25 protein-coding genes are annotated in these 23,219 nt (G+C 71.9%); 10 read left to right on the top strand and 15 right to left on the bottom strand.

Annotation, left to right across the window (positions count from 1 at the left end; all coding sequences use genetic code 11):
• Positions 1-94: 94 nt before the first annotated feature.
• A complete protein-coding gene (locus C3492_RS17700) occupies positions 95-613 on the top strand; it encodes a GNAT family N-acetyltransferase (RefSeq protein ID WP_103812727.1) in 519 nt (172 codons plus the stop codon).
• A 109-nt stretch (positions 614-722) separates the two neighbouring features.
• Entirely contained in the window at positions 723-1,040 is a 318-nt protein-coding gene (locus C3492_RS17695; protein WP_103812726.1) for a PASTA domain-containing protein, read from the top strand.
• A 98-nt stretch (positions 1,041-1,138) separates the two neighbouring features.
• On the opposite strand, the gene C3492_RS17690 is transcribed toward C3492_RS17695, so the two are convergent.
• The 4 genes from C3492_RS17690 to C3492_RS17675 are packed head-to-tail and all read right to left on the bottom strand — an operon-like array spanning position 1,139 to position 5,507.
• A complete protein-coding gene (locus tag C3492_RS17690; protein ID WP_103812725.1) occupies positions 1,139-1,831 on the bottom strand; it encodes a demethylmenaquinone methyltransferase in 693 nt (230 codons plus the stop codon).
• A complete protein-coding gene (locus C3492_RS17685) occupies positions 1,828-2,946 on the bottom strand; it encodes an acyltransferase (protein ID WP_103812724.1) in 1,119 nt (372 codons plus the stop codon). Before C3492_RS17685 ends, C3492_RS17690 begins: the two co-directional genes overlap by 4 nt.
• A 1-nt stretch (position 2,947) precedes the next feature.
• Positions 2,948-5,185 carry a bifunctional polysaccharide deacetylase/glycosyltransferase family 2 protein gene (locus tag C3492_RS17680; protein WP_103812723.1) on the bottom strand — a complete coding sequence of 746 codons (2,238 nt, stop codon included), beginning with the start codon at positions 5,183-5,185 and terminating at the stop codon, positions 2,948-2,950.
• 19 nt (positions 5,186-5,204) lie between these two features.
• Positions 5,205-5,507 carry a hypothetical protein gene (locus tag C3492_RS17675; protein WP_103812722.1) on the bottom strand — a complete coding sequence of 101 codons (303 nt, stop codon included), beginning with the start codon at positions 5,505-5,507 and terminating at the stop codon, positions 5,205-5,207.
• Between the two features lie 239 nt (positions 5,508-5,746).
• Between C3492_RS17675 and C3492_RS17670 the strand changes: the two genes are divergently transcribed.
• A complete protein-coding gene (locus C3492_RS17670) occupies positions 5,747-6,754 on the top strand; it encodes a chitinase (protein WP_181140425.1) in 1,008 nt (335 codons plus the stop codon).
• A 31-nt stretch (positions 6,755-6,785) separates the two neighbouring features.
• Here C3492_RS17670 and C3492_RS17665 read toward each other — a convergent pair whose 3' ends face one another.
• From C3492_RS17665 to C3492_RS17650, 4 genes are all read right to left on the bottom strand, one after another.
• A complete protein-coding gene (locus C3492_RS17665) occupies positions 6,786-7,235 on the bottom strand; it encodes a hypothetical protein (RefSeq protein ID WP_103812720.1) in 450 nt (149 codons plus the stop codon).
• A 7-nt stretch (positions 7,236-7,242) separates the two neighbouring features.
• Positions 7,243-8,442 carry a cyclic dehypoxanthinyl futalosine synthase gene (gene mqnC, locus C3492_RS17660; RefSeq protein WP_103812719.1) on the bottom strand — a complete coding sequence of 400 codons (1,200 nt, stop codon included), beginning with the start codon at positions 8,440-8,442 and terminating at the stop codon, positions 7,243-7,245.
• Positions 8,443-8,514: 72 nt separating this feature from the next.
• On the bottom strand, positions 8,515-9,294 hold the full coding sequence (locus C3492_RS17655) for an A24 family peptidase (RefSeq protein WP_103812718.1): 780 nt from the start codon (positions 9,292-9,294) through the stop codon (positions 8,515-8,517).
• Between the two features lie 50 nt (positions 9,295-9,344).
• Entirely contained in the window at positions 9,345-10,193 is an 849-nt protein-coding gene (locus tag C3492_RS17650) for a menaquinone biosynthetic enzyme MqnA/MqnD family protein (RefSeq protein ID WP_103812717.1), read from the bottom strand.
• A gap of 287 nt (positions 10,194-10,480) precedes the next feature.
• Between C3492_RS17650 and C3492_RS17645 the strand changes: the two genes are divergently transcribed.
• Positions 10,481-10,684 (top strand): cold-shock protein, encoded by a 204-nt coding sequence (locus C3492_RS17645; RefSeq protein ID WP_004984723.1) that lies wholly within the window; start codon positions 10,481-10,483, stop codon positions 10,682-10,684.
• A 106-nt stretch (positions 10,685-10,790) separates the two neighbouring features.
• Here C3492_RS17645 and C3492_RS17640 read toward each other — a convergent pair whose 3' ends face one another.
• Positions 10,791-11,354, bottom strand: coding sequence for a helix-turn-helix domain-containing protein (locus C3492_RS17640; protein ID WP_103812716.1), 564 nt, complete (start codon positions 11,352-11,354; stop codon positions 10,791-10,793).
• A gap of 69 nt (positions 11,355-11,423) precedes the next feature.
• Between C3492_RS17640 and C3492_RS17635 the strand changes: the two genes are divergently transcribed.
• Both C3492_RS17635 and C3492_RS17630 read left to right on the top strand, forming a co-directional pair.
• Positions 11,424-12,128, top strand: a complete 705-nt coding sequence (locus tag C3492_RS17635) for an AzlC family ABC transporter permease (RefSeq protein WP_103812715.1) — start codon at positions 11,424-11,426, stop codon at positions 12,126-12,128.
• The gene (locus tag C3492_RS17630) at positions 12,125-12,439 is read left to right on the top strand and encodes an AzlD domain-containing protein (protein ID WP_103812714.1); all 315 of its coding nucleotides are present in this window, start codon (positions 12,125-12,127) and stop codon (positions 12,437-12,439) included. The genes C3492_RS17635 and C3492_RS17630 overlap by 4 nt, the downstream gene beginning before the upstream one ends.
• Here C3492_RS17630 and C3492_RS17625 read toward each other — a convergent pair.
• Entirely contained in the window at positions 12,436-14,073 is a 1,638-nt protein-coding gene (locus C3492_RS17625; RefSeq protein ID WP_181140424.1) for a serine/threonine-protein kinase, read from the bottom strand. The genes C3492_RS17630 and C3492_RS17625 overlap by 4 nt on opposite strands.
• An 83-nt stretch (positions 14,074-14,156) precedes the next feature.
• Between C3492_RS17625 and C3492_RS17620 the strand changes: the two genes are divergently transcribed.
• On the top strand, positions 14,157-14,789 hold the full coding sequence (locus C3492_RS17620) for a class I SAM-dependent methyltransferase (protein WP_103812713.1): 633 nt from the start codon (positions 14,157-14,159) through the stop codon (positions 14,787-14,789).
• On the opposite strand, the gene C3492_RS17615 is transcribed toward C3492_RS17620, so the two are convergent.
• On the bottom strand, positions 14,745-14,942 hold the full coding sequence (locus tag C3492_RS17615; protein WP_103812712.1) for a DUF397 domain-containing protein: 198 nt from the start codon (positions 14,940-14,942) through the stop codon (positions 14,745-14,747). The two genes, C3492_RS17620 and C3492_RS17615, sit on opposite strands and share 45 nt — an antisense overlap.
• On the bottom strand, positions 14,939-15,802 hold the full coding sequence (locus C3492_RS17610) for a helix-turn-helix transcriptional regulator (RefSeq protein WP_258055749.1): 864 nt from the start codon (positions 15,800-15,802) through the stop codon (positions 14,939-14,941). The genes C3492_RS17615 and C3492_RS17610 overlap by 4 nt, the downstream gene beginning before the upstream one ends.
• A 107-nt stretch (positions 15,803-15,909) precedes the next feature.
• Between C3492_RS17610 and C3492_RS17605 the strand changes: the two genes are divergently transcribed.
• A complete protein-coding gene (locus C3492_RS17605) occupies positions 15,910-16,374 on the top strand; it encodes an ATP-binding protein (protein ID WP_103812711.1) in 465 nt (154 codons plus the stop codon).
• On the opposite strand, the gene C3492_RS17600 is transcribed toward C3492_RS17605, so the two are convergent.
• The 3 genes from C3492_RS17600 to C3492_RS17590 form a co-directional block, all read right to left on the bottom strand.
• Entirely contained in the window at positions 16,325-17,206 is an 882-nt protein-coding gene (locus tag C3492_RS17600) for a LysR family transcriptional regulator (protein ID WP_181140423.1), read from the bottom strand. The genes C3492_RS17605 and C3492_RS17600 overlap by 50 nt on opposite strands.
• 212 nt (positions 17,207-17,418) lie before the next feature.
• On the bottom strand, positions 17,419-19,359 hold the full coding sequence (locus C3492_RS17595; RefSeq protein WP_103812709.1) for a long-chain fatty acid--CoA ligase: 1,941 nt from the start codon (positions 19,357-19,359) through the stop codon (positions 17,419-17,421).
• Positions 19,360-19,583: 224 nt separating this feature from the next.
• Positions 19,584-20,870: an acetyl-CoA C-acetyltransferase gene (locus C3492_RS17590; protein ID WP_103812708.1), complete on the bottom strand. Its 1,287-nt coding sequence runs from the start codon at positions 20,868-20,870 to the stop codon at positions 19,584-19,586.
• Between the two features lie 127 nt (positions 20,871-20,997).
• On the opposite strand from C3492_RS17590, the gene C3492_RS17585 reads away from it, so the two are divergent.
• A complete protein-coding gene (locus C3492_RS17585; RefSeq protein ID WP_103812707.1) occupies positions 20,998-22,299 on the top strand; it encodes a 3-oxoacyl-ACP reductase in 1,302 nt (433 codons plus the stop codon).
• Positions 22,299-23,147 carry a MaoC/PaaZ C-terminal domain-containing protein gene (locus tag C3492_RS17580; protein ID WP_103812859.1) on the top strand — a complete coding sequence of 283 codons (849 nt, stop codon included), beginning with the start codon at positions 22,299-22,301 and terminating at the stop codon, positions 23,145-23,147. The genes C3492_RS17585 and C3492_RS17580 overlap by 1 nt, the downstream gene beginning before the upstream one ends.
• Positions 23,148-23,219 lie beyond the last annotated feature (72 nt).

Here is a 23,219-nt window from a genome sequence, read left to right as displayed (position 1 = left end):
GATCTCCCCAAGGTTTCGAAATCTGCGTGCCGACCGGCACTGGACATGGGCAGTCTATTCAGCGGACTTGATCGCCTGGCTGAAGGGCTGCCCTGTGAACCGACCTCTGCCCCCGGTACGGCTGCGCGTTCCCACGCACGAGGACGCGGTCGCCTGGCACCGGGTCTTCGATGACCCGGAGGTGATGGAGTTCCACGGCGGCAGGCCGGCGGAGCTGTCGGTGTACGAGGAACTCACCGCGCGCCAGCGGCGGCACGACGCGGAGCACGGCTTCTGCCTGTGGACCCTGCTGGACGAGTCCGGCGAGGTCATCGGCTTCACCGGCGCGCAGCCGTGGCCGCGGGACTGGGGGCCGGTCGGTGAGATCGAGATCGGCTGGCGGCTCGGGCGGGCGCACTGGGGCAAGGGGTACGCGACCGCGGCGGCGCGGGAGGCGCTCGAACGCGTACGGGGGGCCGGGGTGCCGGGGGTGGTGGCGATGGTCCTTCAGGGCAACGAGCGGTCGATCGCCGTGACCCGGCGGCTCGGCATGGAGCGGGCGGAGACCTACCCGCACCCCGCACTGAACGCGCCGGCCCTGTGCTTCCGGCTCCGCTTCCCTCACTCTCGGTAGTCGTCTGCTACAGAAAGACACCGGTACCTTCCGGGTGGGACGGGCGAGAGTTACCCTGCCTGTACCGCTGGGGGTGACATCTGTGCGTAGAACACCCAAAACACCCGACGTGCGCGTCCCGCGTCTGGTCGGTCTGATGGCCGTGGACGCGCGCGAAACGGCCAGGGCGCGGGGCCTGTCCCTCAACGCGCCGGACCGCCCGGAGTTCCACCGCGCCGTCGTCGACTACGTCGTACGCCAGTATCCGCAGCCCGGTGCCGAGGTGCCGCCGGACTCGATGGTGTACGTGTGGTTCGACTTCGGTGAGGGCGAAGGCGGCGGAGGCGTGCGCGAGCCGCGCGTTCCGCGACCCCCGACGGGTGGATTGCAACGGGAGCTGGAGCAGCCCGGCGACCCGTACGCGGTGGCCGGATTCGGCTCTTCCTGAAGCTCCCCCGAAGCCCCGGCTCACCCGGCGCCCGCCGCTCTCGAAGCCCGCTCCTCGCAGCCCGCTACCCCCTGAAGCCCGCTACTCCTTGAAGCCCGCTACTCCTTGAAGCCCCGGTGCAGCGAGACCACGCCGCCGGTGAGGTTGCGCCACGCCACCTTGGACCAGCCCGCCTTGCGCAGCCGTTCGGCGAGCGCGGGCTGGTCGGGCCAGGCCCGGATGGACTCGGCGAGGTAGACGTACGCGTCGGGGTTGGAGGAGACCGCGCGCGCGACCGACGGCAGCGCCCGCATCAGGTACTCGGTGTAGACGGTCCGGAACGGCGCCCACGTCGGGTGGGAGAACTCGCAGATCACCACGCGTCCGCCGGGCCGGGTGACCCGGTGCATCTCGCGCAGCGCCGCGTCCGTGTCCTGCACGTTGCGCAGCCCGAAGGAGATCGTCACCGCGTCGAAGGTGTCGTCCTTGAAGGGCAGCCTCGTCGCGTCACCCGCCGTGAACGGCAGCCAGGTGTGCTTCTTCTTGCCGACCTGGAGCATGCCGAGGGAGAAGTCGCAGGGGACGACGTACGCGCCGGTCCGCGCGAAGGGCAGCGAGGAGGTGGCCGTTCCGGCGGCGAGGTCCAGGACCTTCTGTGCGGGGCGCGCGTCGACCGCCTTCGCCACCTCCTTGCGCCAGCGCCGGTCCTGGCCGAGCGACAGCACGTCGTTCGTCAGGTCGTACCGTTCCGCCACGTCGTCGAACATCGAGGCGACTTCGTGCGGCTGCTTGTTCAGGGAAGCGCGGGTCACCCGCCCATTCTTGCAGCCCGCCTTCCGGGCAGGAGCGTCGGCTTCTTGCGTGCCGCCACGTCCTCCACCCACCCGCAGGCCAGCACGAAGAAGGCGATCAGCACCCAGCCAACGCCGAACAGGAACCATTGGCTGTCCAGCGGGAGGTACGTCTCGAAGGCCGGCACGTTCCAGAGCCGGTCTATCAGCGGGACGGCCAGCACCAGCGCGATCTGGTGCCACAGGTAGATCGTCACCGCGCGGGCGTTGAACACGGTGACCGTGCGGTCCAGGCGCCGGAACCGGGTCAGCCGGGCGAAGTCGATCCGGAAGCGCGCCTTCGCCCACATCAGCGGCAGCACGAAGCCGGCCGACCAGAATGCCTGGGCCAGGGGGTTCTCGTCCAGGTCGTACGTCCCGAAGTCCGCCTGGTGCGTGAAGGCGTACCAGGCGCCGTAACCGAGGGCCGCGAGCGACAGGACGGCCACCGGGGCCGGCTTCGCCCGCTGGAGCACGCCGTCGCGGTGGGCGAAGCCGAGCAGCCAGCAGCAGAGGTACGTCGACAGGTCCCACAGGGCGCTGCCCAGCCGGTCGTCCGGGCCGGACCAGACGAAGTCCAGCACCAGGACCGGCGCGAGGGACAGCACCAGGACCGGGACCGGGGCGAGCCGGAAGACCCGCAGCAGCAGCGGGGAGAGCAGCACGAACCAGAGGTAGGTGCGCAGGTACCAGAGGATCTCCCAGGCCTGCTCGCCCCACGCGTCGCCCGGCGGGTCGCCGAGCGGGACGACCCAGTAGACGATCTCCCGGCCCGGCATCCAGCCGTGGACCAGCATCGCGAGCACCACGAAGAACCCCCAGAACCAGAACGGGGGCAGGAGCCGTCTGAGCCTGCTCCTGACGACCTTCGGGGCCGGGCGTTCCAGGGACTTGGCCATCAGGGTCCCGGCCAGGGCGAACATGACGCCCATGGAGGGGAACACCAGGCCGCACCAGGCCCACCCGAAGGTGTGGTACGTCACCACCCGGACCAGTGCCAGGGCCCTGAGCGTGTCGAAGTAGCGGTCGCGTCCGGTGGGCCCGGGCGGGGACGGCCGTACGGCGGGATCGGACGCCGTCCTGCTGTGCGCTCCCATCTCAGCCCGCCCCCGCCGGTGTCCCGACCTCGCCCGTCCGCCTCAGCTTCTGCCAGCGCAGGCGGCCGCCCGTGAGCGCGGTGACGCAGGAGTGGATGAGGACGAGGTACATCATCTGGCGGTAGGCCAGTTGTTGCAGGGGCATCATCAACAGGTAGCGGTACTTCTCCCGGTCCAGGCGGAAGGCGTAGGCCGCGCACAGGAGCTGGACACCGAGGACCGCCAGCCAGGCCAGCAGGGCCGCCCGGAGGTCGACGAAGACCATGGAGTAGACGGTGAAGACGTCGATGAGCGGGGCGAACAGCGGGGTCACGACCTGGAAGATCACCACCAGGGGCATGCCGACGCGGCCGAAGCGGCCCGACGGTCCCCGGTCCGTCAGGGACTTGCGGTGCTTCCACAGGGCCTGCATGGTGCCGTACGACCAGCGGTAGCGCTGGGACCAGAGCTGCCCCAGGGAGCCGGGCGCCTCCGTCCAGGCCCGGGCGTGCTCCTGGTAGACGACCCGCCAGCCCGCGCGGTGCATGGCGATGGTGATGTCGGTGTCCTCGGCGAGGGTGTCCTCGCTCATGCCGCCGACCGCCAGCACGGCGTCGCGGCGGAACGCGCCGATCGCCCCCGGGATGGTGGGCATGCAGCGCAGCAGGTCGTACATGCGCCGGTCGAGGTTGAAGCCCATCACGTACTCGATGTGCTGCCAGGCGCCGATCACCGTGGTGCGGTTGCCGACCTTGGCGTTGCCGGCGACCGCGCCGACGGACGGGTCGGCGAACGGCTGCACCAACTGGCGCACGGTGTCCGGTTCGAAGACCGTGTCGCCGTCCATCATGACGACGATGCCGTACGACGCGTTGCGCACGCCGTTGTTCAGGGCGGCCGGCTTGCCGGCGTTCTCCTGGCGGATCACCCGCACGTTCGTCATGCCGAGCGACTCGGCCGCGTCGCGCGCGATCCGCGAGGTGCCGTCGGTCGAGCCGTCGTCCACCACGATGATCTCGATCGGGTGGGTGCTGCGCGCCAGCGACCGAAGCGTGTTGGCGATGCACTCCTTCTCGTTGTACGCCGGGACGATCACGCTCACCGGACCGGTGACCGCAGGGCCCCAGGTGAACCGGCGTCTGTTGCGCTGCCGGTGGTGGCGGCGGGCCAGGACCAGCATCATCCCGAAACGGCCCAGGACGGCCACCCCGACGACCACCAGCCCGACCGACAGCGTGGGCACGGTCCACTCGGCGACGGCCACGGCCGCGATGAGGGCCTTGCCCTCGTAGAGGGTCAGACCGGTGGCCTTGTGGTGGGCGGCCTGGAGGCGGAAGCCGGCCGCCGTGCCGCCGCCCGCCGTCTGCCGGCCCGCCGCGCGCTGCCGCTCCATGACCCCGCTGATAGTGGTGAAGGTGTAGCCCTTCGCCTTCATCTTCTCGATGTACTGCGGCAGCGCGGCGATCGTCTGCGAGCGTTCGCCGCCCGCGTCGTGGAAGAGCACCGAGGCCCCCTGCGTGCCCTTCGGGGTGGCCCACTGCACGATGTCGGAGACGCCAGGCCGCTTCCAGTCGTCGCTGTCGGTGTCGACGAAGACGCTGGTGTAGCCGTCCTCACCGAGCCGCTTGTAGACGGGCCAGCTGTAGTTGTCGATGGCGTCCGTCTCGGAGGAGTACGGCGCCCGGAACAGGGTCGTGGTGATACCGGCGGCGCCGGCGAGGGCGAGCTGCGTCTGCTCCATCTCGCGGTCGACGCGGGACGCGGACTGGTACGACAGGTCGACGTGCGTGAAGGTGTGGATGCCGACCTCGTTGCCCTGCTCGACCATCGTCCGCACGATGCCCGGGTAGCGCGACACCATGGAGCCGACCAGGAAGAACGTGCCGGGAACGTCGTACTTCCGCAGGATTTCCAGGACCTGGGGCGTCCAGGTCGGGTTCGGGCCGTCGTCGAAGGTGAGGGCGATGGTCCTGGCCGGGACGGAGACCGTGGTCGCCTGACCGCCCCGGAAGGTGAGGATCGGGCCGCCGTCGAGGATCGTGTCCGGGACCTCGCTGGAGTCGGCCCCGCTGCGCACGCGCTGGTCGCCGCCGACCTCGGCGCGCAGATACCCGTCGAGCAGCATCACGGAGGTCAGCGCGAGCAGGAGCAGGAGGGCGAGGATGACGCGGGGGCGTTGCAGCGCCGCGGCCCTGCCGGCCGCGCGCTCGATGCGGGTGGGCGCGCGCCTGCGGCCCCGGGAGGGTGTCGGAGTGGTCATGACTGCCGTTGCGCTCCGGTCAGTTGGCGCCCGCGGAGGCGGAGGCGGACGGGGTCGTGGACGCGGTGGGCGGAGCCGTCGGCCGGAGGGGGTCCGGCAGGTACCCCTGGCGGCCGGTGCCGCCCTCCGGCCCTGTCCGGCCGGGTGCCTGGGCGCCGTCGGCGTCGGTGCCGAAGGGCAGCAGGGACGACGGGTTCAGCGAGGTGCCCCAGCCCATGAAGGCGGCGGCGAGCACGCCCGCGTAGGTGAGGCAGACGGCGCCGAGGAACAGGCCGAGCCGGCGCAGCACCTTCGACCGGCGTCCGGTGGTGTCAACGAACACGGGTCCCTCGGTGGACCCGTTGCCATGTTTGCGGCGACGACCGCGCCCGGCGGCGCGGGTTTCGATGGCGGGTTCGGATTGCATTCCCCGGATATTAGAGAGTCTTTGTGTGGCCATTTCTCAGGAATTCTTGTGAGCCACCCGAGATCCTTGTGAGCCGCCCATGAAGGCGCCTTGAACCTGTCGGCGGGCTGAGAAAGCGCACGGAATCCACACCTCGGTGTGAGAGATTTCCCCTCATGAGGAGTCCACTGAGGCCGATGGCCGGGGCCGGCTGCGCGGTCGCGCTCGCGGTGACGGGTTGTTCCGCGCAGGTCGCGAGCGCACCGCACGCCGTCACCTCCAGCACCGCCGCCGCCCCCGCGACCAGCACCGTCTACGCCCCCTACGTCAGCGCCACCGAGGCCGCGGCGACCGACTCCGCCGGGTCCCCGGCGACGTACAACCTCGCCTTCGTGATCTCCGGCGGCAGTGGCTGCACACCGAAGTGGAACGGTACCGAGGCGATCGCCGACTCCGCCGTGACGTCCCGGATATCCTCGCTGAAGAAAACCGGAGCGGACGTCCGTGTTTCGTTCGGCGGTGCCTCCGGAAAGGAGTTGGCCGCCGCCTGCGACAGCGTTCCGGAACTCGCCGCCGCCTATGGCGAGGCGCTGGACGCGGCGGGTGCCACTGAGGCCGACTTCGACATCGAGGGCGACGAGCTGACGAACTCCGCCTCCGTCGCACTGCGTTCGCGGGCGATAGCGCGGTTGCAGAGGGAACGCCCGGATCTGAAGGTCTCCTTCACCCTTCCGGTGATGCCCTCGGGGCTCGACGCGGACGGCCTCGCGCTGCTGGAGTCCGCGAACACGTACGACGTGCAGGTCTCCACCGTCAATCTCATGACCATGAACTACGGCGAGTCGTACGGCGGTGACATGGGGGACTACGCCGTGACCTCCGCGACCGCCGCGCACGCCCAGCTGAAGAAGGTGTTCGGGCTGTCGGACGCGAACGCCTGGCGGGGCATGGCGCTCACCTCGATGATCGGCGTCAACGACGTGGCCGGGGAGACGTTCACGCTGTCCGACGCGGCGCAGGTGCGGACGTTCGCGGAGCGCAAGGGGATCGCCTGGGTGTCGATGTGGTCGGCGTTCCGGGACCGCCAGTGCGCGGACGGACAGTCCGGGCAGGACGACGCGGCCACGGACTGCAGCGGGGTGAGCCAGAGTTCAGGGGCGTTCGCGGAGGCGTTCACCGGGTGATCGCCCCTGTCCGACGCCCTGACCGGCGCCGCTAGCGCCGTCTGTGGACAAGGCGCCCGGCGCACACCGTCGCGATGCACGCCCCCGCCCCGTCGAAGACGGCCAGGTCGGCCCGGCCGGTCTGCCGGATCACCGGCGTTGCGGCCGTACCCGGAAACACCACGACGTCGTTGCGCTCGGCCGCCGCCCGGAGTTCCGGTGAGTCGACGTACCGCTCCAGGATCGCCACCGCTCCCAGCTTCAGTACGGCGTGGATGCGTTCGCGCGGGCTGGGGGCGGCCGGAACGGGGCCGTCGTGGACGCGGGCGGGGCCGAGGGAGCCCGGCCAGTGGCGTACCCGGGACTGCGGAAACCGCTCGCGCAGCTCGTCGTACGGACCCACGGCGCCGATGCGGTCCCCGCCGACCACCACGGCGCCGTTCTCGATCGGCTCGGAGTCCCAGGTGACGAAGACCCGGTCCGCCGCGTGCATCGTCTCCACAACGGCGTCAGTTCGACGCGAGCAGCTTCAGCTCGGGGTGGGCCGTGCCGCCCTCGATGGCCGTGGAGGAGATGTGGGAGACCACTCGGTCGTCCACGGGGTCGTTCGCCGGGTCGTCGTGCACGATCAGGTGCTCGTACGTCGTGGCGCGCTGCGCCGGGACGCGGCCCGCCTTGCGGATCAGGTCGATGATCTCCAGGCGGTTGGAGCGGTGCTTGGCGCCGGCCGAGGAGACCACGTTCTCCTCCAGCATGATCGAGCCGAGGTCGTCCGCGCCGTAGTGCAGGGAGAGCTGGCCGACCTCCTTTCCGGTGGTGAGCCACGAGCCCTGGATGTGCCGGACGTTGTCCAGGAAGAGGCGGGCGATGGCGATCATCCGCAGGTACTCGAAGAGGGTCGCCTGGGTGCGGCCCTTCAGGTGGTTGTTCTCGGGCTGGTAGGTGTACGGGATGAACGCGCGGAAGCCGCCCGTGCGGTCCTGTACGTCCCGGATCATCCGCAGGTGCTCGATCCGCTCGGCGTTGGTCTCGCCGGTGCCCATCAGCATGGTGGAGGTGGACTCGACGCCCAGCCGGTGCGCGGTCTCCATGATCTCCAGCCAGCGCTCACCGCTCTCCTTCAGGGGCGCGATGGCCTTGCGGGGGCGCTCGGGGAGCAGTTCCGCGCCGGCACCGGCGAAGGAGTCCAGGCCGGCCTCGTGGATACGGGTGATGGCCTCTTCGACCGAGACCCCGCTGATCCGGGCCATGTGCTCGACCTCGGACGCGCCCAGGGAGTGGATGACGAGCTGCGGGAAGGCCTCCTTGATGGCCCGGAAGTGCTTCTCGTAGTACTCGACGCCGTAGTCCGGGTGGTGGCCGCCCTGGAACATGATCTGGGTGCCGCCGAGCTCGACGGTCTCGGCGCAGCGGCGCAGGATGTCGTCCAGGTCCCGCGTCCAGCCCTTCTCCTTGTCCTTGGGGGCCGCGTAGAAGGCGCAGAACTTGCACGCCGTGACGCACACGTTCGTGTAGTTGATGTTCCGCTCGATGATGTACGTGGCGATGTGCTCGATGCCCGCGTACTTGCGGCGGCGCACCGCGTCGGCTGCTGCGCCCAGGGCGTGCAGGGGGGCGTCGCGGTAGAGGACGAGCGCCTCTTCCGGGGTGATCCGCCCACCGGCAGCGGCACGGTCGAGGACAGACGTGAGGTCGGCCTTCTCGGTCACCAGGGTGTCCCTTTCGTCAAGGGTTGTGGACGGACTGAGTCAGCCTACGCCAGCCCTTTCGGCCGCCCGCGCTCAGGCCGCGTACGCGCCGATCAGCACTCCGGTGAGCGCGCCGGCGAGGAGGAACGGGCCGAACGGCACGGCCGTCTTCCGGCCCGCCCGCCGGGCCAGGACGAGCGCGCCGCCGTAGAGCGCGCCGAGCAGGAACCCGGCGAACGTGCCGAGCAGCACGGTGGGCCAGCCGTACCAGCCGAGTACGGCGCCCGCGCCCACGGCCAGCTTGACGTCACCGAAGCCCATGCCGCCCGGGTTGACGCGGTACAGCACGTAGTAGCCGGCGCCCAGCGCGAGGGCGCCGTAGAGGGCGGTGCGCCAGTGGCCGGCGTGTTCGGGGAGCAGGGCGGCGAGGCCGAGCAGGGCGAGGGCGGTGGCGGCGAGCGGGAGGGTCAGCGGGTCGGGCAGCCGCTGCACCCGGAAGTCGACGGCGGCGAGCAGCACGCCGACGGGCGCGAGCAGCAGCCACACCGCCAGCTCCGGCCGGGTGCCGGTGGCGGCGGCGAGGGCGGCGCAGACGAGGGCGGTTGCGGTGGCGAGGAGGGGCGCGGAGGGGGCGTACGGCTGGTACGACGTGACGGGCACGCGCCCCTCGGCTCCCCCGCGTTCACCCACGCGCGCGCAGTCCGCGCACCGGGCCCCGCCCAGCCACCCCCGGACGGGATGGTGGCCGCCGGCGCAGCGGTCGCGCCACGGCTCGCCGGACGGTACGGCGAAGCGGTAGGCGGCGCGGGGCAGCAGCGCCCCCGCCGACGCGCCCCACAGCAGGGCGCCGAGCACCAGCACCCCCGTGGTCACCCCGCCCACGCTTCCCCCCTCGGTCGGCCCGCCCCGGGTTCCTACCCCGTTCAGGGCTGGAGCAGTTCCACCTTCACGTCGGCCGGGAAGCCGGTCGTCGGGCCGACCCGGCGGGCGAACTCGGTGACGGCCTCCAGCTGCGGTGCGCCGAAGCTGAAGTCGAGGGTGGTGAAGTACTGCTCCAGGGTGGCCTCGTCGAAATCCTCCCACCGGGCGGCCTGTTCGGCGACCTTGTGCACCTCTTCCAGGGAGAGGTTGCGGGAGGCGAGGAAGGCCTCGTGGACCTTGCGGGTGATGAACGGCTCGCGTTCCAGGTAGTCCCGGCGGGCCGCCCACACCGCGAAGACGAACGGCAGGCCGGTCCACTCCTTCCACAGCGCGCCGAGGTCGTGCACCTGGAGGCCGAAGCGGGGGCCGTCGAGGAGGTTGGCGCGCAGGGCGGCGTCGCCGATGAGGACGGCGGCCTCCGCCTCCTGCATCATCAGGCTGAGGTCGGGCGGGCAGGTGTAGTAGTCGGGCTGGACGCCGTACCGCTCGGCGAGCAGCAGCTGGGCGAGCCGGACCGAGGTGCGCGAGGTCGAGCCGAGGGCGACCCGGGCGCCGTCGAGCCGGTCCAGCGGGACCTGCGAGACGATCACGCAGGACATCACCGGGCCGTCGCAGCCGACGGCGATGTCGGGGAAGGCCACGAGGTCGTCGGCGTTGCGCAGGAACTCGACCAGGGTGACGGGGCCGATGTCGAGGTCGCCGCGCACGAGCCGCTCGCTGAGCTTCTCCGGGGTGTCCTTGGTGAGCTCGAGGTCGAGGAGCGTGCCGGTTCTCGCGAGCCCCCAGTAGAGGGGCAGGCAGTTCAGGAACTGGATGTGGCCGACGCGCGGCCGGGTGCGAGAATTGTCCACATCGCGAGACTAGACCCCGTCGGGTACGGTGCTGGGACCGGCCCCACCCTCAAACGGCCTAGCGGGCGTTCAAACATCTGGGTGACGTGATCTTGATCCCTATTGCTTTCGGCTGCCCGGATGCTAGGCTTGCCGCAAGTTGCAGTTTGGTTTCCCTTGCAGTACAGAGCCTGCGGAGCATGTAACCGCAGGCTCTCGTCGTTTTCAGAAGTATGCAGTTGTGCAGCACCGCATCACACTTGCAGGTTCTGGAGCAGGGCAACCCTTTGTGAGCCCAAGGAGGGCTTATGGCTACCGGAACCGTTAAGTGGTTCAACGCCGAAAAGGGCTTTGGCTTCATTGCCCAGGAGGGCGGCGGCCCCGACGTCTTCGTTCACTACTCCGCGATCAACGCCACGGGTTTCCGTTCCCTCGAAGAGAACCAGCAGGTGAGCTTCGACGTGACCCAGGGTCCGAAGGGCCCGCAGGCGGAGAACGTCACCCCGGTCTGATCGACCTGGGAGAACTGATCGCAGCCTAGCGCAGTACCCAAGGAGCCCCGCGCCATCCGGCGACGGGGCTCCTGCCTTTTCCCGTTCACTTTCCGTTCACGGACACTCAGATGTGCTGCATGACCAGCACGAACTTGGTACCGGCCGAAATCGCCTCGTACGAGTGGGATACGTCACCCCGGTACGACATGTAGTCCCCCGGCCCCAGTTCCACGGCCTCTCCGCGCGGCCCCGCCTTCACCGTGCCCTCGCTCACCACGATGTGTTCCACGGTGCCCGGAATGTGCGGTTCGGAATCCCGCACGGTCCCCGGCTCCAGCCAGACGAAATAGAGATCCCGGCGGGCGCCCGGCGGGCAGGCCGAGAGCAGCGAGGCCAGGTAGCTGGACTGGTCGGAGTGGACCGTGGGCCCCTGTCCCGCCCGGATCACCTGGACCGCCGGCGCGGGCGGCTCGACCAGCGCGCTGAACGGCACGCCGAGCGCCACCGCGAGCGCCCAGATGGTCTCCATGCTCGGGTTCCCGCTCGCTGCCTCCAGCTGGGACAGCGTGGACTTGGCGATCCCGGCGCGTTTGGCCAGCTCGGACAGGGACAGACCGGCACGGCCGCGCTCCCGCTTCAGGGACGCGGCGATCCACTCCAGGGGGAGCCGGGCGGGCACCTCGGACATGTGCGTTCGCTCCATCGGTACGATCGTTCGCCTTGACGGACAAGGCGCTCACTGTCCATCGTAGAGAACATGCGTTCGCCACAACGAACACCGCCCGATCGGGACACGGACCGCTCCCTCCTCCGTGACAGCTCGCTCGTCTGGCTGGCCAGCGGCATCGTCGGCGTCTCGTTCGGCGCCGTCTCCGTCGCCGGCGGGCTGCCGCTGTGGGTGCCGGTGCTGATGTCGCTGGTGGTCTACGCGGGCTCGGCCCAGTTCAGCGCGGTGGGCGTGCTGCTCGCCGGGGGCGGCCCCGTCGCCGCCGTGGCCACCGGGCTGCTGCTCAACACCCGCACGGCGGCCTTCAGCCTGGCCGTCGCCGAGATCATCGGCACGGGCCGCGCGGCCCGCTTCCTCGGCGCCCACCTGGTCACCGACGAGACGGTCGCCTTCGCCCTCGCCCAGTCCGACCCGGTACGGCAGCGCCGGGCGTTCTGGATGTCCGGGCTCGGCCTGTTCGCCGTGTGGAACACCGGCGTCCTGGCCGGCGCGCTCGCGGGCAGCGCCCTCGGCGACACCGCCCGCTACGGCCTGGACGCCGCGTTCCCCGCCGTCCTCGTCGCCCTGGTCCTGCCCGCCCTCCGCGCGGACGCGACGGTACGGCGGTGCGCCCTGCTCGGCGCCGTCCTGGCCCTGGCGGCCACGCCCGCCGTCCCGGCCGGGGTCCCGGTCCTGCTGGCCCTGACGGGTCTTCTCCTGCACCGCCGCCCGACCGACCGGGGAGCCGCCGCATGAACACCACGCTCGCCGTGATCCTCGCACTGGCCGTCGGCACGTACGCCTTCCGGCTGGTCGGCCCGGTCCTGCACGGCCGGGTCACCGTCCCGCCCCGCGTCCAGGAACTGGCCTCGGCGGGCGCGGTGGTCCTCCTGGTCGCCCTGCTGGCCACGGGCGCGCTGACCGAGTCCGGCGGCTTCGCGGGCTGGGCCCGCCCCACCGGGGTGCTGGTGGGCGCCGTCCTGGCCTGGCGCCGGGCACCGTTCGCCGTGGTGGTGCTGGGGGCGGCTACGACGACGGCGGTGTTGCGGATGGTGGGGGTGGGTTAGGGCCTGGCGGCCTTTCGCCATACCGCGAGGTCGCCCGAGACGAAACCGATGTCGGGCAGCGCGGTCGACTTCGTCTGGATCGTGAACAGCGCGATGTCCCCCGAGGGGTGCTTGATGCAGATCTCGGTACCGGCCGCCGACGCGGCCAGCGACAAGTCGTGGTCGGTGGCGTGCTTGAGGAAGAGACGGCACTCGTCGAGGGTGGTGCCGTGTCCGCCGATCATCTGGACGAACACGCTGCCGTCACTTTCGAGTTCGCAGCTGGACGTCTTGCAGCCGAAACGGATGGCCCCCTTGTCGTTCCTCGGCTTGCCGAACGGGTCCTTGATGCTGATCGGGTGCTTCGCGTCCACCATCAGCGGGGCGTACGGCTCGGCCTGCGGCTGTGACAGCGAGGGCGAGGGGGACTGCGCCGCGCCGGGCGCACCATCAGCGGCGGCACCGGAGCCCGACGAGTCCTTGGCGTTCGACGCGGACGAGGGCGCCGACGATCTCGGCGACTGTCCCGCGGCCGACGTCCGGGAGCCCGCCGTGTCCCGCCCGCCGGCCCGGCCCTTCGCGTCCATGACCGACCACGCCAGGAGGGCCACCAGCAGCGCGCCGCCCGCCACACCCGCGACAGAGATCAGCGCGGCGCGCCGGCGGCGGGCCTTCCGCTGCTCCGGCGTCGGCTGCGGCCAGCCGGCCGGCGCGATCAGCAGCTGCCGGGCGTACGCCGGGGTCGGCTCGGGTACGGGCGCCGGAACCACGACCTCCGGTCCGGTGATCTCCCGCCACACGGCCGGTCCCCCGCCCGCGTCGGCGTCCGCGCCCAGCCGCCGCCGGCACCACTCCACGACCTCCGCCGGAGTGGCCCGCTCCGCCGGATCGGCGGCCAGGCACCGGGCGAGCAGCGGACGCAACGGCTCGGGCAGCAGGTCCAGGCCGGGGTCCTCGTGCACGATCCGGTACAGCACGTTGACGGCCGGCCCGTCCCCGTACAGCGGTCTGCCCAGCGCCGCGAACGCGGCCGTCTGCCCGAGCGCGAAGACGTCGGTCGCCGCCGTCACCTCGCCCCCGGACGCCTGCTCCGGAGCCATGAACGAGGGCGTGCCGATCGTGCCGCCCGTCGCCGTGTACGAGGTCCCGTCGGCGGCCAGCGCGATACCGAAGTCGATCACCCGGGGACCGTCGGCGGCCAGCAGCACGTTCGACGGCTTCAGGTCCCGGTGCACGATGCCCTCGGCGTGGATGGCCTGAAGCGCCTCGGCCACCCCCGCCATCAACCACAGCACGGCCGGCACCGGCAACGGCCCGCGCCGGGCCACGGCCTCCGTCAGGGACGGCCCCGGCACGTACAGCGTGGCCAGCCACGGCGGTACGCCGTCGGCGTCGGCGTCGATCAGCTCCGCCGTGTACGCCCCCCGCACCCGCCGGGCCGCCTTGATCTCCCTGCCGAACCGCCGCCGGAAATCCGGGTCGTCCGCCAGCTCCGGCCGTACGACCTTCAGCGCGACGGGCCGTCCGCCCTGCGTGTGGGACAGGTAGACCCGTCCCATGCCGCCCGCGCCCAGCCGTGCGGCGAGCCGGTAGCCCGCCACCACCGGTGGGTCGTCCGCCTGGAGTGGCTGGAACACCTCCGTCGACTGGTTCACCGGCCCGTACCCCCCAGTTGATGCGTTGGCCAACGGCAGCAGCCTAAGCGGAGTGTCAGTGCGGGCCGCTACGGTCCCTGCCCATGACCGACACCCGCGCCTTCTACGACACCATCGCCGAGGACTACGCCGACCACTTCCGCGACCCCCTCGCCGAACGGCCCCTGGAACGGGCCCTCCTCAGCGCGTACGCCGAACAGGTCGGCCCCGACGGCACGGTGGCCGATCTCGGCTGCGGCCCCGGCGACGTCACCGCGCACCTGGCCGGTCTGGGCCTGTCCGTCTTCGGCGTCGACCTCTCGGACGCCATGATCGCCATCGCCCGCCGCCGGTACCCCGCACTGCGGTTCGAACAGGGGTCCATGCGGGAGCTGTCCGTCGCCGACGGTTCGCTGGCCGGGGTGGTCTCCTGGTACTCCAGCATCCACACACCCGTGGACGAACTCCCGGACCTGTTCGCCGAGTTCCACCGCGTACTGGCCCCCGGCGGGCGCCTCCTCCTCGCCTTCCAGGTCGGCGACGAACCGCTCCGCCTCGAACACCCCTTCGGTCACGACGTGACCCTGGACTACGAGCGGCGCCGCCCCGAGCAGATGGCGGAGCTGTTGTCGGGGGCGGGCCTCACCGTCCGCTCCACCACCGTGCGGGGGCCCGAGGTGACGCGCGGCGAATCACCCGTCCCGCAGGCGTTCCTTCTCGCCCAGAAGGAAGGCTGACCAGGCGGACGGGGTGACGGTGAGGTGGGCGGCGAGGGGTTGCTTCGAGTCGCGGATGTGGATGGCGGTGGGGTGGGCGGCCACTTCCAGGCACTGGCCGCCTTCGCCGTCGCTGTAACTGGACTTACGCCAGCTCAACTGGTCTATGGTCATTGCTCTTCCAGCATCTTCTCGATCAAGTCCAAGGACTCGTACGGGTTGAGGGCCTGCGCCCGGATGATCCCATAGCGAGCGGCGAGGACGCGGACCTGTTCTCGATCACTGATCAGCTTGGGGTAGCCCTGGATCTCCATGTATGCAACCTGCTCCTTCCCCTTAGGGATGAGCAAGGTGAACGAACCACCAAGTGATGGGTGATTCTCGCGGCCCGTCGGCATGATCTGAAGCTGCACGTTGCGCATGCGCCCGAGTCGCAGCAGCTGCTGTAGCTGGCCGCGGTGCACCTGCGGCCCCCCGATCGGCCGCTCCAGCACCGCCTGTTCGATGACGAAGCTGAACTCGGGCGGTGGCCACTGCTCGAAGATCTGCTGGCGTGACAGCCGGTCGGCCACCCGCTTCTCGATGGTCTCCTCGTCCAGGGGCGGGTGCCGCTGGGTGAACACCGCGCGCGCATAATCCTCGGTCTGGAGCAGGCCCAGCACGCCCATGGTGCTGTAGTCGTGCAGGGACACTGCCTGCGCCTCCAGCACCGCATAACCCCGGTACCACTCGGGATGCCGTGTCCGCGCCCTGGTCATCGCCTCCTCCACCTCCGGGATGACCGCGATGAACATGCCGTTGGCGCCCAGGATCTCGTCGGCCCGCCGCAGGAACTCCGGCCTCGGCGTACGCACCCCTCGCTCCATCGCGGAGATCTGGTCCGGGCCGTACCCCACCAACTGGCCGAACTCCCGCTGGTTCAGCCCCGCCCGCTCCCGCATCAGCTTCAGCTGCTTGCCCAGTACGGCGAACACCCCAGCCGAGCCGTTCTCCTCCGCCGGCGTCTCCGGCCTCCGCTCGCTCTCCTCCGTCACGCGCCCCTCCGACTGACCCGTACTCCCACTAGACGCACCCGTACGACTACGTACAGTCGCCAGGTCTCCCCTGGTCAGCGTAGGGAGAAGCGACCACGCTCGGTGATGTGAACGTAGAAATCTCCACCCCCACAACCGAACTCGTCCAACGGCTCAGCTCGACTCCCCGGGGCGCCCGACTGGCCCGTCGGCTCACCGGTACCGCGCTCGCCACCTGGGGGTATCCCCACGACGGCGACCTCAGCCACACCGCCCAGCTCGTCGTGGCGGAGCTCGCCGCCAACGCCGTCACCCACGGTCGCGTACCGGGCCGGGACTTCGAACTGCGGCTGGCGCTGCTCCCCGCCAAGGACACCTTGCGTATCGAGGTGAGCGACGCCCGGGGCGACCGCGCCCTCCGCTTCCTCGACGGGGGGTTGGAGGACGAGAACGGCCGGGGTCTCGTCGTCGTACAGGTGCTGGCCACACTGTGGGGCGTGTCCGAGCGGGACGTCGGCAAGACGGTCTGGGTGGAGCTGGCGCTCAGCGCAACGCGGCGACCGTGTCCGCGAAGGCGCGGGCCGGCGGGCTGAGCGCGTCCCAGCGGCGGACGGCCCAGCCGACGGGGAGGGGACGCAGGCCGGGCAGCGGGATCAGGCGCAGCGGGCCGTCGCCGGGGACCGGCAGCCCCGGTACGGCCGGTACGACCGCCCTTCCGATCCCCAGCTCGGCGAGCAGCAGGGCCGTGTCCCAGTCGGCCACGCTCGGCTCGTAGGCGAACCGCACGCCGCGTTCGGCGCACGCCGCTTCCAGGTGGGCGGCGGACGTGGAGTTCGGCGGGAGCCGGATGACCCGGGCGTCGGACAGCTCGGCCGGGTCCAGGTGCGGGCGGCCGGCCAGCGGGTCGTCCGCCCGGACGGCGAGGAGCCACGGCAGCTCCGCGACCGTCCGCTGTTCGATGCCCCGGACCGGTGGGCCGATGGTGATCCACGCGAGGTCCAGCGTGCCGTCGGCGAGGGCGTCGAAGCTGCCCCGGCCCGAACTGACCGTGCGGAAGTCCAGGTTGACCTTGGGGTGGCGGCGGCGGAACGCGACGACCGCGTCGGACATGAAGTGCCGGACGGTCGTCGCGCCGGTGGCCACACGGACGTACCCGCTGTGGCCGTCGACCAGGTCGCGCAGCTCTCGTACGGCGACGTCCAGGGCGTTGATGCCCTCGCCCGCGGCGGCCTCCAGTATCCGGCCGGCCTGCGTCGGTACGACCCCGCGCGGCCGGCGTTCCAGCAGGGCCACGCCGGTCTCCCGCTCCAGTCGCTTGACGTGCTGGCTGACGGCGGACTGGGTGCGGCCGAGGTCACGGGCGACCGAGCTGAGGCTGCCGGCACGGCACACAGCGATGAACACGCGGAGGTCTTCCAGGGTCACAAGACCCAAGCTAACACTGGGGGTTGGTGAGGAAACCCAAGGATTGACTGGGCTCAGCACGGCGCGCGAGGATCGTGAGCGGGCCGCGACCGACCCAGGCGGCAACCCGCTCCCCGCCCCACCGAGTCCGGAGGAGGTGGGACCAGCGAGGAGCGGGTGCCGACCGTAGCCGTTGCTGTGAAGCGACCGTTTGGCCGGGGCCGATCAGCCCCTCAGCGCTCGTACAACCCCGCCACCTCCGCCGCGAAGTCCCGCAGGATCTGCTCGCGCCGCAGCTTCATGGAGGGGGTCAGGTGGCCGGCCGCCTCCGTGAAGTCGACCGGGAGGACGGCGAAGCGGCGGATGGACTCGGGACGGGAGACCATGCGGTTCGCCTCGTCGATCGCCCGCTGGAGGACTTCCCTCAACTCCTCGTCGTCCACCAGGAGTTCCGGAGGTACCGGGTGCTTTCCGATCATCTGGCGCCAGTGGGTGATGCCGTCGCGGTCGAGGGTGATCAGGGCCGCTACGTAGGGGCGGGCGTCGCCCACCAGCATCACCTGGGAGATCAGCGGGTGCTGGCGCAGCCAGTTCTCCAGCGGGGCCGGGGCCACCGACTTGCCGCCCGCCGTGATCAGGAGTTCCTTCTTGCGGCCGGTGATGGTCAGGTAGCCCTCGTCGTCCAGTTCGCCGAGGTCGCCCGTCGGCAGCCAGCCGTCGCGGGTCGCGGGGACCACTCCGCCCGCCTGGGGGTCCCAGTAGCCGCGCAGCACGTGGTCGCCGCCGATGAGGATCTCGCCGTCCGCCGCGATCCTCACCCGCGTCCCGGGCAGCGGCCAGCCGACCGTGCCCAGGCGGGGCTTCAGGGGCGGGGTGACCGTGGCGGCGCCGGTGGTCTCCGTGAGGCCGTAGCCCTCGAAGATCTCGATGCCCGCACCGGCGTAGAACGCGGCGAGGCGCCGGCCGAGCGGGGAGCCGCCGCAGATGGCGTACCGGACGCGGCCTCCCATGGCGGCGCGCAGGCGGCGGTAGACGAGGGGGTCGTAGAAGGCGCGCTGTGTCTTCAGGGCGCGCCCCGGGCCGTTGCCCGCGCCGGTCTGGCGGGCCTCCAGCGCCTCGCCGTAGCGCTCGGCCACGGCCGCCGCGCGGTCGAAGACCGACGCGCGGCCGCCGGCCTCCGCCTTGGCGCGCGCCGAGTTGTACACCTTCTCCAGCATGTAGGGGATGGTCAGCAGGCAGGTCGGCTTGAAGGCGTCCAGGTCCGGGAGGAGGTCCTGCGGGGCCAGGCTCGGGGCGTGGCCGAGGCGGACCCGGGCGCGGACGCAGGCGATGGCCACCATGCGGCCGAAGACGTGGGACATGGGGAGGAAGAGCAGGACCGACGGGTCTTCGCCCTTCGCCTTGAAGACGGGGTGGAGGAGTTCGATCGCGTTGTCGACCTCGGCGAAGAAGTTACCGTGCGAGAGGGCGCAGCCCTTGGGGCGGCCGGTGGTGCCCGAGGTGTAGATCAGGGTGGCGAGCGTGTCGGGGCCGAGCATGCCCCGGCGTACGCCGGTCTCGCCTTCGGGCACGAGTGCGCCCGCCTCGGCGAGACGGGACACGTGGTCCTTCTCCATCACCCACACGTGGCGCAGGTCGGGCAGGTGGGCCAGTTCGGGGCCGATGGCGGCGGCCTGGGCGGCGGTCTCGGTGACCAGGGCGACCGCGCCGGAGTCATGCAGGATCCAGCGGGTCTGGAAGACGGAGGAGGTCGGGTAGACCGGGACCGTGACCAGGCCGGCCGCCCAGGCGGCGAAGTCGAGCAGGGTCCAGTCGTACGTCGTGCGGGACATGACGGCGATGCGGTCGCCGGGCATCAGCCCTTCGGCGATCAGGCCCTTGGCCACGGCCTGCACCTCGGCGGCGAAGCGGGCGGCCGTCACGTCCGTCCAGCGGCCGTCGGAGAGCTTGCGACTGAGGACGACCTGGTCGGGGGCGGTCTCCGCGTTCTCGTACGGGAGGTCGGCGAGGGAGCCGTGGGTGACCGGGGGTGCGAACGGGGGAACGGCCACTTCCCGTACGGCCCCGTCGAGCCGGCGTATCTCGGGTTCGACGAGGACCGGGCGGCCGTCGTAGTCGGTGGCGGAGACCGGGGTGCCGGAGGAGGTGGGCGGGGTCGGGTACGACGTGGACACGGGCGGCTCCTCTGGCGTGCGTGCACCTGCGGTGAGCCTTTCACGGAAAGGGGGTTACCGCTGGTTAGGCAGGTGATCGTACGGCTCCGCTGTGAGGGGGTTGTGCGGGTTCGGGGATGATCCGGGGCCGGGGATGTGCAGCCTCGGGGGTTATGTGACGGGTGCTCACCTTTACCCGCCACGTGCCCGGCTCTGCCTGGTCTCCTTTGCCTGTCCGCCCGGTGTCAGGGGCGTTCCAGGATCGCCGTCACGCCCTGGCCGCCCGCCGCGCAGACCGAGATCAGCCCCTTGCCCGGGCCCTCCCGTTCCGCCAGCTGCCTGGCCAGGGTGGCCACGATGCGGGCGCCCGTCGCCGCGAAGGGGTGGCCCGTGGCCAGGGAGGAGCCCGTGGCGTTCAGGCGCGCGCGGTCCACGGGTGGCAGGCCCCGCTTCTCCCAGGCCGCGAGCGTGGCCAGCACCTGGGAGGCGAAGGCCTCGTGGATCTCCACCAGGTCGAAGTCGGCCAGGTCCAGGCCGGTGCGCTCCAGCAGGCGCGGGACCGCGTACGCCGGTGCCATCAGCAGGCCGTCCTCGCCGTCCCTCACGTCCCCGTGGACGAAGTCGACGGCCGCCGTCTCGTACGCGGTCAGGTACGCGAGCGGTTCCAGGCCGCGGGCCTCGGCCCACTCCTCGCTCGCCAGCAGGACGAGGGCGGCGCCGTCCGTCAGGGGGGTGGAATTGCCGGCCGTCATGGTGGGGTCGGGGTGGTCCGCGCCGAACACCGGCTTCAGGGCGGCCAGTTTCTCGGGAGTGGAGTCCGGGCGCAGGTTCTGGTCCCGCTCCAGACCCCGGAAGGGGATCACCAGGTCCGTGAAGAAGCCCCGCTCGTAGGCGGCGGCGAGGCGCCGGTGGCTGGTGGCCGCCAGTTCGTCCTGGGCGCGGCGGGAGATGCCCCAGGCGCGGGCGGTGACCGCCGCGTGCTCGCCCATCGACAGGCCGGTGCGCGGCTCGGCGTTGCGCGGGATGTCCGGGACCAGGTGCGCGGGGCGGATGCGGGCCAGCGCCTTCAGGCGGGCGGACGCGGACTTCGCCCGGCGGGCTTCCAGGAGGATGCGGCGGAGGCCGTCGTTGACGCCGAGGGGCGCGTCGCTCGCCGTGTCGGCGCCGCCCGCCACCGCCGACTCGGTCTGGCCGAGGGCGATCTTGTTGGCGGCGGCGATGACGGCCTGGAGTCCGGTGCCGCAGGCCTGCTGGATGTCGTAGGCGGGGGTGCGCGGGTCCAGCCGGGAGCCGAGCACGGTCTCGCGGGCCAGGTTGAAGTCCCGGCTGTGCTTGAGGACCGCGCCGGCGACGAACTCGCCGACTGCGCCGGGGCCGTGGAGGTCGTAGCGGTCGGTGAGGCCGTTCAGGGCGGCGGTCAGCATCTCCTGGTTGCTCGCGGTGGCGTAGGGGCCGTCGGAGCGGGCGAACGGGACGCGGGTGCCGCCGAGCACCGCGACCCGGCGTGCGCGGGGTGGTTCCAGGGGGCTCATGCCGATCTGCTCCTCACCTGTGGCGGTGGCTCACCCGGTAGTGGCCCACCTTGCCTTACCTTCGGTAACGTTACTCCAGAGTAAGCACATTCCAGCTCTTCGGAACCGAACCGCGCGGGAGTCGCAGATGGCCGACCGCTACCTCAGCCTCACCGGCACGGCCCCCGGCCGTTTCCTCACCCGGCGCCTGGGCCTGCCCCAGCCGGCCGAGCTGATCCGGTGGTCATCGGGGCGGCCCGCGCTGCCCGGCCCGCTGCTGCACCTGACCGCCGGGAAGTCCGCTCTCGATCTCACGCCCGTCCTGGGCCGTACCGGCCTCGCCCTCGGGGACCGCGAACCCGCCGCCGTCGTCCTGGACGCCACCGGGGTCGGGGACGTCGACACGCTCGCCGAGGTGCACACGGCCCTCCACCCCGTCGTTCGGTCCGTCGCCCCGAGCGGCCGGGTGCTGGTGCTGGGCGCCCCCCTCGACCCCGCCGACCACCACCGGTCGGCCGCCCAGCAGGCCCTGGAGGGCTTCACCCGCTCCCTCGGCAAGGAGATCGGACGGGGCAGGACCGTCAACCTGGTCCGGCTGACGGACGCCGGCGCCGCCGAGTCCACCCTGCGGTTCCTGCTCTCCCCCCGGTCCGCCTACGTCAGCGGCCAGGTGATCGAGGTCGGCGGCGGAGAGGTCGCCGCACCGGCCGACTGGGAACGGCCGCTCGACGGGCGGACCGCGCTGGTCACCGGGGGCGCCCGCGGGATCGGCGAGTCCGTCGCCGGGACGCTGGCACGGGACGGCGCCCGGGTCGTCGTACTCGACGTGCCCGCCGCCGAGGCCGACGCCCGCCGGGTGGCAGAACGGCTCGGCGGCACCGCCCTCGCCCTCGACATCACCGCCGCCGACGCGGGCGAGCGCATCGCCGACGCCCTCCCCGACGGGCTGGACGTCCTCGTCCACAACGCGGGCATCACCCGGGACCGAAGGCTGGCCAACATGCCGGCGGACCGGTGGCAGGCGGTCCTGGAGGTCAACCTGGGCAGCGTGCTGCGCACCACCGACGCGCTGCTCGCCCGGGGCGCCCTGCGCACCGGCGGGCGGATCGTGGCCACCGCCTCCATCGCCGGGCTCGCGGGCAACGCGGGCCAGACCAACTACGCAGCGAGCAAGGCGGGGATCATCGGTCTCGTACGGTCCCTCGCGCCCCGCGCGCTCGCCGAGCACGGGGTGACCGTCAACGCGGTGGCGCCCGGGTTCATCGAGACGCGGATGACCGCCGCGATCCCGCTGTTCATCCGGGAGGCGGGCCGCCGCATGAACTCCCTCGCGCAGGGCGGTCAGCCCGTCGACGTCGCCGAGACCACCGCCTGGCTCGCCCACCCGGCGTCCGGCGCGGTCAACGGCCAGGTCGTCCGCGTCTGCGGCCAGAGCCTGCTGGGGGCGTGATGACCGCCGTCACCCTGACCGCGCCCCCCGCGCTGGCCCCGCTGCTGGCCCGGGGCGCCCTGCGCTCGCCCTTCAAGCGCCCCGCCCCCGACGCGGCCTTCCCGCGCACCCGCCTGGTGCTGCCCGGCGTCCGCGTGGACCTGACCAGGCTGGCCGCGTACGAGCGGGTCTGCGGCTTCCCGACCGGCGAGCCCGAGCTGCCGGTCACCTACCCGCACGTCCTGGGCTTCCCGCTGGCCATGCGGCTGATGAGCGGACGGGACTTCCCGCTGCCGCTGCTGGGGCTGGTGCACACGTCGATCGAGATCACGCGCGGTGCCCCGCTGGCGGCCGACGGGGAGTACGAACTCGGCGTGTGGATCGCCGGGTTGACGGCGCACCGGCGGGGGACGGAGGCGACGGTGGTGACGGAGCTGCGCTCGGGCGGGAGCGTGGTGTGGGAGTCCCGCAGCACGTATCTGGCCCGGCACCGCACCGACCCGGTCACCACACCCGCGCCACGAGAACACGCGGACGCCGTGCTGCCCGCCGTCGCCGAGTGGAGCCTCGCCGGGGACGTGGGGCGGCGGTACGGTGCCGCGTCCGGCGACCGCAACCCCATCCACCTGTACCCCCTCACCGCCCGCCTCTTCGGCTTCCCCCGCGCCATCGCCCACGGCATGTGGACCCTGGCCCGCTGCCTGGCGGCCCATGGCACGGACGGCTCCGCCGTGGTGCGGGCGCGGTTCCGGGCGCCGGTGCTGTTGCCGGGGACGGTGGTGTACGGGGCCGACGGGAGCGGGCGGTTCGAGTTGCGGGGTGCCGAGGGCGGGCGGGTGCATGTGGAGGGGGACGTGCGGGGGAAGTGAGGACCGTCACCGGGTGCGGGCCGGCGGGGGTCGCTCGCGCCCACGCCCCGGAGCCGCATGTCGAATGCAGCC

It is taken from the genome of Streptomyces sp. Ru62 (assembly GCF_002920615.1).
In the GTDB taxonomy this organism is placed as follows: Bacteria; Actinomycetota; Actinomycetes; order Streptomycetales; family Streptomycetaceae; genus Streptomyces.
Note: the sequence above shows the minus strand (reverse complement) of the source record. Positions and strands in the feature narration are given on the sequence as shown.

What these genes read in the sequence shown, in the direction of transcription:
- C3492_RS17685 (WP_103812724.1), bottom strand. Translation starts at nt 2,946, where the DNA reads ATGGGAGCGCACAGCAGGACGGCGTCCGATCCCGCCGTACGGCCGTCC.
- C3492_RS17680 (WP_103812723.1), bottom strand. Translation starts at nt 5,185, where the DNA reads ATGACCACTCCGACACCCTCCCGGGGCCGCAGGCGCGCGCCCACCCGC.
- C3492_RS17670 (WP_181140425.1), top strand. Translation starts at nt 5,747, where the DNA reads ATGAGGAGTCCACTGAGGCCGATGGCCGGGGCCGGCTGCGCGGTCGCG.
- C3492_RS17645 (WP_004984723.1), top strand. Translation starts at nt 10,481, where the DNA reads ATGGCTACCGGAACCGTTAAGTGGTTCAACGCCGAAAAGGGCTTTGGC.
- C3492_RS17640 (WP_103812716.1), bottom strand. Translation starts at nt 11,354, where the DNA reads ATGTCCGAGGTGCCCGCCCGGCTCCCCCTGGAGTGGATCGCCGCGTCC.
- C3492_RS17635 (WP_103812715.1), top strand. Translation starts at nt 11,424, where the DNA reads ATGCGTTCGCCACAACGAACACCGCCCGATCGGGACACGGACCGCTCC.
- C3492_RS17630 (WP_103812714.1), top strand. Translation starts at nt 12,125, where the DNA reads ATGAACACCACGCTCGCCGTGATCCTCGCACTGGCCGTCGGCACGTAC.
- C3492_RS17620 (WP_103812713.1), top strand. Translation starts at nt 14,157, where the DNA reads ATGACCGACACCCGCGCCTTCTACGACACCATCGCCGAGGACTACGCC.
- C3492_RS17615 (WP_103812712.1), bottom strand. Translation starts at nt 14,942, where the DNA reads ATGACCATAGACCAGTTGAGCTGGCGTAAGTCCAGTTACAGCGACGGC.
- C3492_RS17590 (WP_103812708.1), bottom strand. Translation starts at nt 20,870, where the DNA reads ATGAGCCCCCTGGAACCACCCCGCGCACGCCGGGTCGCGGTGCTCGGC.
- C3492_RS17585 (WP_103812707.1), top strand. Translation starts at nt 20,998, where the DNA reads ATGGCCGACCGCTACCTCAGCCTCACCGGCACGGCCCCCGGCCGTTTC.
- C3492_RS17580 (WP_103812859.1), top strand. Translation starts at nt 22,299, where the DNA reads ATGACCGCCGTCACCCTGACCGCGCCCCCCGCGCTGGCCCCGCTGCTG.